Genomic DNA, 9,152 nt, shown 5'->3' with positions numbered 1-9,152 from the left:
GCCCCCACTGGAAGAACTCCAGCCGTATCTGGAGCAAATTTGGGCTAACCGGCAATTGACCAATGCCGGGCCGTTTCATCAGCAATTTGAGCAGGCATTGTGCGACTATCTGGGTGTTGAGCATATTTCCCTGTTTGCCAATGGCACGCTGGCCTTGGTCACAGCGTTGCAAGCGCTGCGCATCACCGGTGAAGTTATCACTACACCTTACAGTTTTGTCGCGACCGCGCATTCACTATTGTGGAATGGAATTAAGCCGGTGTTTGTAGATACCGCCTCCGAAGCATGAACATCCGCGTTGGCTACAATGCTTTCTGGAATGTATTGGGATCCACGCTTCCGTTACTTGCGGGGGTCGCTGCGGTTCCCTTGTTGCTGCATGGCCTGGGCAATGCTCGTCTCGGCGTATTTACCTTGGCCATTGGCTTGATTGGTTTTTCAGGCATTTTTGATTTGGGTCTCGGTCGTGCGCTCACGCAGATGGTCGCTTCCGAACAGGGCAAAGGCACTTCTTCGGGGGCCATTGCGGGATTAATCCGCAAGGCGCTAATTGCCTTATTTCTTCTTGGTCTGTTTTGGGGCGCTGTGCTGTGGTGGTCTGCGCCTTTTCTGGTTAGACGGCTGCTCTTACTGGAGGACATACTGGGTCAGGAAACTATCGTCGGGCTGCACTGGATCGCGCTCTCGCTGCCTTTCGCGCTGGTGTCTGCTGGTCTGCTTGGAATTTTTGAGGGCCTGCAACGATTTGTGCTTATCAATACCATTCGAGTGCCATTGGGCACCGCTTTTTTCATGGTGCCGGCACTGATCGCACTCGGCACACCCGATATTGGCGCTGTCATTGGCGCGCTTGCCGCAACGCGGATTGCAGCATTCATGATTTGGATGCTTGCTTTACTTCGAGTATTCAACCTGTTTGAATCCGAAACCGATATTAGGCTGCATCCAGGCCCACTCATGCGTTTTAGTGGATGGCTCACGGTCTCCAATATTGTTGGGCCATTGATGGTTTATGCCGACCGTTTTTATCTGGCCAGCTTTTTCCCTCCGGCAACCGTGGCGTTCTACACCGTACCGTTCGATACAGCCTTCCGCGCTACAACACTTCCTCTTGCCGCAGTGAATGCCATGTTTCCAGCGTTGGCTCATACGCACAGTCAACCCGCGCAGGCTAATCCCATTGTGCAGTCTGCGGGTCAATTCATGTTGTTGCTCTGGTTCCCGCCCATTCTTGTCGCAATGCTGCTGGCTAAGGAAGGGCTAACCTTATGGCTAAATCAGGAGTTCGCTGAACAGGCGGTATTGATTCTTCAATGGCTTCTGCTCGGCGTGTTTCTAAATGGATTTGCGCATATTCCCTACGCCGTCCTTCAGTCCGCTGGACGCGCTGACATCACGGCAAAACTGCATTTGCTCGAACTGCCGGTTTATGCGGGATTGATCGTCGGTCTGGTAGCCAGTTTTGGCATTCTCGGTGCAGCAATCGCCTGGACTGTAAGAATCATACTGGATACTGTTCTATTGTTTCTGTTGGCTATGAGAGTAGAGAATCATCACGCCGATGGACTCTATAAAACAGCATTACTTGCTGTAGTTGGCGCATTTATACTTGGGGTAGCTATGACGATTCACTTGCTTGTAGCAAGATGGATCATCGCGGCTCTCGTCATGCTGGCTGCTACTGGAATAATGTGGCGCTTTGGAATCTACTTATTACCGCGGCTAAAGGAGAATACCGGTCATGCACACTAACGAACTGGTTGAGAACTGGCCAGAGAGTGGACTTGAATCGGTGAAGCAATGTCCGGTTTGCGGCAGTGAACAACGCACATTGCTTTATGACGGTTTGACCGACCGGGTATTCAGAACCGCACCGGGTCACTGGACATTGTATCAATGTACATCCTGTGGTTCGGCCTATCTCGATCCGCGCCCAAATCAAGCCACGATTGGACTGGCTTATGGCAGCTACTACACGCATGATAGTCAGGATCATCCGACCATACGTCGAATAGGTAAGTTGCGTACCATGCTCCATGACTGGCTCAACGGGTACATGAATGTTTGTTATGGACTCAAGCGTCAACCAGCCAGTGCATTAGGGCGATGGATGATCCCGCTGCTTCCGCCGCTTCAAGCAGCGGCTGATACTGAGTGCCGACATTTGCCCCGCCCACTGGTGGGTGGGGGCGCATTACTCGACGTGGGGTGCGGAAATGGTGGTTTTCTAATGCTTGCGCAAGAAATGGGCTGGAGTGCAGAAGGAATTGACCTTGACTCTAAAGCAGTTGCAACTGCACGCCAAAGAGGACTGGTAGTACGCCAAGGAGGAATTGAAATTCTGTCCGATGAACAAGAAAAATATGATGTGATTACGCTGAGTCATGTGATTGAGCATGTTCATGACCCACTCGATCTTCTGCGAAATATTTATCGTCTGCTTAAACCCGGTGGATCGCTTTGGCTGGAAACTCCCAATCTTGCCAGCTTGGGGCACAAACGCTTCGGAGAAAACTGGCGCGATCTTGATGCCCCTCGCCATCTAGTTCTCTTTACTCCAGATTCATTGCGCCAAGCTCTCAAGCAAGTTGGCTTTGAAATTATAAATCAGTATTGGCGAGGAATGGTTTTGTATGGAATTTTTGCCGCCAGCGAAGCCATAACTAAAAAAGAAGATGTGTCAAAAGCATCACGTGGAGGCAGGCCACCCCTTTCCGATATTTTTGTGGAAGGAAAAGAAATGCTGTTTCCAACTCAACGTGAATTTCTGACTTTTCAGGCATGGAAGAAAAAATGAAGCGGCCTATTGTCTATGCTGTGGTAGTCACCTACTATCCACAAGCTGATACATTTCTGCCACTAATGAATGAGTTAGTTCAGCAAACTGATATGGTCATAATCGTTGACAATACTGATGCAAGCGATGACCGTTTCTTTGAAGTTTTATATAAAAAAAATAGTTATATTGAGCATATAAATATCATAAGGCTAGGTAAAAATTTTGGCATTGCTGCTGCGTTAAATGTAGGTATAGAAGCTGCTAAAATAGCAGGTTGTACACATGTTCTTCTTAGCGATCAGGATAGCCTACCCGACAGCAAGATGGTTTTTAATTTACTGAGAGCTGAATTGGAAGTTTCTAAGACTGGTGTTAAGGTCGGCGCGGTTGGTCCAACGTATACGGATTTGCATACGAAAATTACCTACCCTTTTCAGGCCCAGTTGCCAAGACATTTCTTCTATGGCCACCAAGCGCCTACACCGGCTAATCCCCATGTGGAAGCATTGACTCTGATTACCTCAGGGACACTAATTCCTATCGAGGTATTTCAAGATGTCAGTTTAATGCGTGAAGATTTTTTTATCGACCAAGTGGACATTGAGTGGTGTCATCGCGCACGATCGAGAGGATATCATCTATTTGGAACAGGATACGCCACCATGTATCAGCGAATGGGCGAGTCACATTTGAGAGTATGGTATTTGCGTTGGCGCAACGAAAGTGCCTATAGCCCATTGCGAATATATTACCGGTTAAGGAATTATGTTGCATTATGTCGCCTTGAATATATTGATTGGCGCTGGAAGCTTCGTAGTAGTTGGTATTCGGCAGGGATCGTTTATACACATGTTTTTTTTGGTGCCAACCGGTTAGAGGCGCTGAAAATGGTACTCAAGGGGGTATGGCATGGACTATGCCAAAAAATGGGGCAATACGAAGGATAGCATCAGTCTTTTATCGTATCGTAAGGAGTACACCGATGAATACACATAACATGGTTACGCACAGTAGAATAACCTGTAAAGCTCTTCTGCCGTATTGGAAAGAGTTCTGCGATTTCAAAAGAACCAATGAGGCTTTTGTCGATTCTGATAAGTTGTCGAAACTTAACCGGTTTCGCGCCCGCCATCGATTGGCGACCAAGCTGACAGGCATTCATGCCGAGGGTATCTCCGAGCAAACCCTGCGCGGATACACGGCAGGATTGAAATTGATGCTTGCTTATTCAGCAGCAGAAATACTTGGAAGTGCATTGGATAACCCTGTGACCCAATGGGAGATTATTGAACCTCATCTTGCCCTATTGCTAAGGCGCATCCTCAATCAAGCCGGAACCAGCAAAGAGATCCTTTTTTCCAAAGGACAACTCAAAAATCGGTTGGAAGATTTTCTGAAAGGAACCACCGACGACGTCAGAATTGCCGCAACCGCACTCAGGGTCATGGTCGCGCATGGAACTTTCACTCCCAGCGGAACCGACTCACTCACGGCCAAAGGCGCACAGACCGTTTCGCAATTGGCCGATTTGATGCTAAAAACAGCAGAAAAGCACTTTGCGGATTACGTGATCATAGAAATATCTAAAAGGATTAGGTAATACCACTTCAATCTGAATCTTCCACCCCAATGATTCGTTCAAAAATGAGCATCGCACAATCGATGCATAAGGTCTTCACATTCAGCCAATCGCACCATTGGGAAGCCAGGTTCTTGTACTCGCTTAAATCCATCGTTTCGAGATCATAAGGGAGCGGGTCTGCAAGTTGAATTTGAAGCTGCTGCAAGGCCGACTCTTCGTTCGATTGCGGATAAAGCCGGTCAAAGCGCCGCAACGCCTCCACGATCCGTTCATCGCCCAGAGCGTCAGCCAATGCTACGAAATCAAGATAATCGCGGGTCGCATTGCGCTTCAGAATCAATACCCCCTTGATTCGCAACATCTCCGCCATCGTCGGCACGGTCACGGACTCGCCGAAGCAATCGATCTGCGTAGTTTCCAATGGCTCCAGCCGGATCAATTGCCGTATCCCGGTTTCAATCCCGTCCAAGCTGCCGAGAATCTGTACCGGACGCTGGACGCGGGCGGTTTTCCACCCAGCGACTGCTTCCAGTTCAGCCAGCACCTTATCAAAGCGGCGCCGCAGATCGGTAAGTACATGATCGGCATCAATAGATAAACGGTGTTTCGCGTACAAAGCCGCAGCCGTGCCACCAACCAGAATGGCCTCCGGCAGGATGCGTTGCAAGCGAGCAGCCGAAGACAGTACTTGCTCCCATTCAGGCCAAGTGTCGTTCGGCATAGTGCATCCAAAAATGGTAACGCTGGGCATAAATTTCAGCGACATGCGCACGACACACTTGCAATACTTTCTCTAGCATCGCCCGATCCGCCAGCACCGCCTGCCGCAGATCAACCCAATCGCGCCGCTTACCGCGAGCAATACAATCATCCATAGCCGCCAAGGTCCATTGTTGATGATTTAAATGACGGTGTAACATGTTGCAAAAGCCTCTCATTCCCAACCGTTCATGCCCACTTGCGCCTGAGATTCAAGCTCGCCATGATCAAGTTCAAACTTAGGGACTTACCTCTCCTAATGATTAACGCACCTCTGGTAAACCGTATTTCACTAGCGCAGTCAATTTATGTGGCATCCACTGAAACACTGAAAAGAAGCGCCACACATTCAACCGTCGCCCCCGCTGAATCTCCCTTCGTAACCGCCACAGTCGTTGTCGCTCCCGCCACAGCGCCCCAAACACTGGCCAGTAAATCTCTTTAACAAAGCGCCCATCACGTTTAACCAACGACAACAACCCTCCTTCTAATAACAACAACAGCAAATGGAGCGGAAATACAATCTGAAACACTGGCGCTGGAAAAGTCAGCACCATCACAAAAGTCTTATTACGCTCAGACAACGCCCGGCGGCGAAAGGTAGTACGTAAGTGATTATCTTGAACCTTTCCTCCCCCTAAATTTTTTCCGATCCAGTGATCGAAACCCGGGTCAGGTAGTACCTCAACCGGATAACCCCACAACCGGGCCACACAACATAGATAAATATCCTCAGCGACTGTATGAAACCATTCCGGGAATCCCCCCAACTCCCGCCATAAAAATAGGGGTATCCAGAGACAACCACCCGTTACTACTCCTACTGAACGTCGCCCAGCATCTAAGTTAGGATAGGGGTTAAGAAAAATATCAAGCAGGCTCCCTCGGTCAAATAATTCACCATTTTCCATATTATGCTGCGGCAATCCTAAAACACTTGGCTTTTCTTGATGGCAGGCATATTGATGCAAAGCCTGCAGGGCATTAGGGTGTAATCTAGCATCATTATTGAGCAATAAGATGAACTGACCACAAGCAATGTCAGCCATACGATTATTGCTAACGCAAAAGCCACAATTTTCCGCACTAGCCAACAAATTTACTTGAGGATAGTGAGACCTGATATAAGCTACTGAATCATCATTTGAAGCATCATCATGCACAATGATCTCAACATTGAAACCGCAGTCCTGCATCAATACTGAATCAATACACGTACCAATAAAATCAATCCCGTTGTAATTCGCGATACAAACCGAACATACCGGATTCTCGAATGGCTGGTTTGATAGATAGTGTATCAACATCAGGGAGTTCTCATAGCCTCAGTAGAGCAATCCAGTTTGGACAATACTATTTTTAGTACCTCGGCAATCCGCGCTGACGAAAAATTTTCCTGATAAAGCTCACCACCTCGTTTGCCAATGATGACCAATTTGTCACGATTAAGATAAGCCCATTCAATAGCCGCTGCTAAAATTATTGGATCGCCTTGCTTAACTAATAAGCAGTTATATTTGTCAACAAAACCAAAATTCTCAGCGATACTACCTACAATCGTTGCTTTTTTCATCGCTAGGCATTGTACGGTTTTACCTGTCACAACCCGACGCGCCTGTGGAGTATCCCCAAACGGCCCACCGAGACATAAATTTGTTCCGGCAATATAGCAATCAAGCAGTTCATCAAAGTCTACCCATCTAAAATACTCCAACTTTTGCAATTGCAATGACCGACATAATCTTTGAAATTCAATGAGACTACTGCCACTACCGCCAATGAAAGTAAAAAATATTGGCAGATCACTTAGCAACGCCACCGCCCGTAAAATCACTTCCATGCCGTGCAATGGTAAAAAAGAACCGTAGAATAATACCTTGAAGGGTTGATTAGGTAGTTCCGAATTATGGGAATGCACCAATGAACGATACACCGCCCCAATCGGCACTGCATGAATACTAGAGTGACACAGTTGAAAATGATTAGTTAGAAACTCCACATGCAACTGGGTATCGGTCAGCACACTATCGGCTCGCCGCAACAGCGCTTTCTCTACGAAATACCAAGGATAACTTATAATACCGCCCAACCGACCAAACTTGCGATCATCGCGTAATGCTGCATGAGGTGACATCAAACTATCAAAAATGAGTGGTTTTTGTCCAATCAACCAACGCAACGGCCAGAAAAGCTCATGACCGCGAAATCCTAATAAATAACAATCCGGATGATAGCGCTGCTTGATCCACCAGACCTGCCACATTGTCTCAATATAACGCCAACATCTTTTTTTTCGGTTAATGGCGACATACACTTTCACGTTGGGCAACAACGCTAATGCGTTCAATAGACTTAGGGTACGAACATAACGCGGCTCACGATAAGCCAGCACATAACACAACTTAATCATAGCCACACCTATTTATTGACCAGCCAAGTAGTCATCAATTTGCACAAATGTCTCTACCTGGTTCCTCCAATATTGCCATCCGACTGCTGATAAAACAGACTGGTAATCTGCTCCGACACCAGCCCCATCAGGAACACCACTACCGAAACACTGAACAGCAGCACTCCCATGTTGGTGAAGCGCCCCTGCGTGACAAAGGTATGCGCGTAGTACCCGAGTCCCAACAAGAAAAACCCTAGGCTGATCGGAAAAAACAGCTTCAACGGTGAGTACAGCGTCCCGATTTTGAAAATAATCAGTAAGAATCGCACCCCATCCTGCAACGGCTGGATATGACTCTTGCCCTCCCGCCGACCCGCTACAATCGGCACATACCCCACCGGATAGCCGCTGCGGAAAAACGCCATGGTGATGGTCGTCGGATAGGAAAATCCATTCGGCAACAGATACAGAAACTCGCGGAACCGATCTGCCCGCACTGCCCGGAATCCCGAAGTCAGGTCCAACACCGGATAATTTGCCATCCAACTGGCTAGGCGGTTATAAATCCGGTTCGCCACGCTGCGTCCCCACGACGCCTGGGAATGATCCCGCCGCGCTCCGACCGCCATCGCATAGCCCTCCGCTAGCTTCGCCAGCAGGCGGGGAATATCCGCTGGATCGTGCTGGCCATCGGCATCCATAAACACCAGGACATCGCCGGTCGCGCGCCGCGCTCCAGCCTTGACCGCTGCCCCATTGCCCATGCTGTATGGATGCGTAACCACCCGCACCCCATACTCCTGACACACCGCCGCTGTCCCGTCGGTCGAACCATCGTCCACCACGACGATCTCCGTACCCGGCAACTGCGCTGTCAGCTTCTCCAGCAATGGCCGCAAATTCGCTGCCTCGTTGCGGGCCGGCAGAATCACGCTGATCTTGTTCACATCCCGCTCCCCATGATTCATTCAGGACTTTCGCTTCTAGTTCAAGAATTGTTCGGGGCGAGCCGGTCGAACCCATACGCGCCAACTTAAGCCCTAACTCTCAGATATTACTCAGTCCCTGAGCCTGGCAGTGAGCGATCAGTTGGCGGACCCGCTCCGGTACGGTTTGGAGCAGTCGGCGACGGGGACGCTCCTGGATCACCTTCAGGGCCTCCGTCCAGCGGCGCAGATCCCACTGACGCACACCGCTAATGGCGCTGGTCAGTTCCCGTTGCACGAGTTTCAAAGGCCGCCAGGGAGTCACCTGGCGCGGTTGATCCCGCCGATTCCCATCGTCGCCACATCGCCGCCGGAGCCGTTTCTCGATCACCCAGGCAGAGAGCAGCTTGCCGTTGAGAGAGAGATCGGCCAACGCACTGTTTTTTCTGGCGCGGAGATGATCGATATTAAGTATACTTTTCAATCGCTTGATCACTAGCTCCACTGGCCATCGGACTCGATAGAGCGCCATCACGGTTTCGGTGGGCAGCCCCTCAGGAGCCCAGGTCGTGAAGATCAAGACCCCCTCGGCCAAGGCTAAGGTCCGTTGCTGGACGGTGCGCCCTTTCTTGCGGGCTTCCGCCCGCGCCCGCTGGCGGGCTTGCGCGGCTTGCGCCGGCGGTAGCCGGCGAGCATGCAGGTACCCTTCAATGA

At 49.6% G+C, this 9,152-nt stretch carries 10 protein-coding genes and 1 pseudogene; 5 read left to right on the top strand and 6 right to left on the bottom strand.

All coding sequences use genetic code 11. The features are described 5' to 3' along the window. The 5 genes and pseudogenes from BN874_RS12025 to BN874_RS12005 all read left to right on the top strand — a co-directional run. Window positions 1-271: pseudogene (locus BN874_RS12025) on the top strand (DegT/DnrJ/EryC1/StrS family aminotransferase); the annotation flags it as partial. A 14-nt stretch (window positions 272-285) separates the two neighbouring features. Further along, entirely contained in the window at window positions 286-1,752 is a 1,467-nt protein-coding gene (locus BN874_RS12020; protein WP_034433627.1) for a flippase, read from the top strand. Next, the gene (locus BN874_RS23670) at window positions 1,742-2,797 is read left to right on the top strand and encodes a class I SAM-dependent methyltransferase (RefSeq protein WP_081756351.1); all 1,056 of its coding nucleotides are present in this window, start codon (window positions 1,742-1,744) and stop codon (window positions 2,795-2,797) included. The genes BN874_RS12020 and BN874_RS23670 overlap by 11 nt, the downstream gene beginning before the upstream one ends. After that, on the top strand, window positions 2,782-3,726 hold the full coding sequence (locus BN874_RS12010; protein WP_081756350.1) for a glycosyltransferase family 2 protein: 945 nt from the start codon (window positions 2,782-2,784) through the stop codon (window positions 3,724-3,726). The genes BN874_RS23670 and BN874_RS12010 overlap by 16 nt, the downstream gene beginning before the upstream one ends. Window positions 3,727-3,761: 35 nt before the next feature. Further along, a complete protein-coding gene (locus BN874_RS12005; RefSeq protein WP_034433623.1) occupies window positions 3,762-4,379 on the top strand; it encodes a hypothetical protein in 618 nt (205 codons plus the stop codon). A gap of 7 nt (window positions 4,380-4,386) precedes the next feature. Here the strand turns inward: BN874_RS12005 and BN874_RS12000 are convergent, their stop codons facing one another. The 6 genes from BN874_RS12000 to BN874_RS22620 all read right to left on the bottom strand — a co-directional run. Further along, on the bottom strand, window positions 4,387-5,082 hold the full coding sequence (locus BN874_RS12000; RefSeq protein WP_034433621.1) for a hypothetical protein: 696 nt from the start codon (window positions 5,080-5,082) through the stop codon (window positions 4,387-4,389). Next, the gene (locus BN874_RS11995; protein ID WP_230314419.1) at window positions 5,060-5,236 is read right to left on the bottom strand and encodes a hypothetical protein; all 177 of its coding nucleotides are present in this window, start codon (window positions 5,234-5,236) and stop codon (window positions 5,060-5,062) included. Before BN874_RS11995 ends, BN874_RS12000 begins: the two co-directional genes overlap by 23 nt. Before the next feature lie 147 nt (window positions 5,237-5,383). Continuing rightward, window positions 5,384-6,427, bottom strand: coding sequence for a glycosyltransferase family 2 protein (locus tag BN874_RS11990; RefSeq protein ID WP_034433617.1), 1,044 nt, complete (start codon window positions 6,425-6,427; stop codon window positions 5,384-5,386). Continuing rightward, window positions 6,427-7,530: a glycosyltransferase family protein gene (locus BN874_RS11985; protein ID WP_154724903.1), complete on the bottom strand. Its 1,104-nt coding sequence runs from the start codon at window positions 7,528-7,530 to the stop codon at window positions 6,427-6,429. The genes BN874_RS11990 and BN874_RS11985 overlap by 1 nt, the downstream gene beginning before the upstream one ends. A gap of 53 nt (window positions 7,531-7,583) precedes the next feature. Further along, window positions 7,584-8,480, bottom strand: coding sequence for a glycosyltransferase family 2 protein (locus tag BN874_RS11980; protein WP_034433614.1), 897 nt, complete (start codon window positions 8,478-8,480; stop codon window positions 7,584-7,586). 79 nt (window positions 8,481-8,559) lie between these two features. Then, window positions 8,560-9,152, bottom strand: a 593-nt coding sequence (locus tag BN874_RS22620; protein ID WP_195912182.1) for a transposase, incomplete at its 5' end; no start/stop codon positions are given.

It is taken from the genome of Candidatus Contendobacter odensis Run_B_J11, assembly GCF_000531125.1.
GTDB lineage: Bacteria > Pseudomonadota > Gammaproteobacteria > Competibacterales > Competibacteraceae > Contendibacter > Contendibacter odensensis.
The sequence above is the reverse complement of the archived record's forward strand: the minus strand, read 5'-3'. Positions and strand labels throughout refer to the sequence as shown.

Excerpts from the sequence above, each read along its gene's own strand:
- BN874_RS12000 (WP_034433621.1), bottom strand. The coding sequence starts at position 5,082 with ATGCCGAACGACACTTGGCCTGAATGGGAGCAAGTACTGTCTTCGGCT.
- BN874_RS11980 (WP_034433614.1), bottom strand. The coding sequence starts at position 8,480 with ATGAATCATGGGGAGCGGGATGTGAACAAGATCAGCGTGATTCTGCCG.
- BN874_RS12010 (WP_081756350.1), top strand. The coding sequence starts at position 2,782 with ATGGAAGAAAAAATGAAGCGGCCTATTGTCTATGCTGTGGTAGTCACC.
- BN874_RS12005 (WP_034433623.1), top strand. The coding sequence starts at position 3,762 with ATGAATACACATAACATGGTTACGCACAGTAGAATAACCTGTAAAGCT.
- BN874_RS11995 (WP_230314419.1), bottom strand. The coding sequence starts at position 5,236 with ATGGATGATTGTATTGCTCGCGGTAAGCGGCGCGATTGGGTTGATCTG.
- BN874_RS12020 (WP_034433627.1), top strand. The coding sequence starts at position 286 with ATGAACATCCGCGTTGGCTACAATGCTTTCTGGAATGTATTGGGATCC.
- BN874_RS11990 (WP_034433617.1), bottom strand. The coding sequence starts at position 6,427 with ATGTTGATACACTATCTATCAAACCAGCCATTCGAGAATCCGGTATGT.
- BN874_RS11985 (WP_154724903.1), bottom strand. The coding sequence starts at position 7,530 with ATGATTAAGTTGTGTTATGTGCTGGCTTATCGTGAGCCGCGTTATGTT.
- BN874_RS23670 (WP_081756351.1), top strand. The coding sequence starts at position 1,742 with ATGCACACTAACGAACTGGTTGAGAACTGGCCAGAGAGTGGACTTGAA.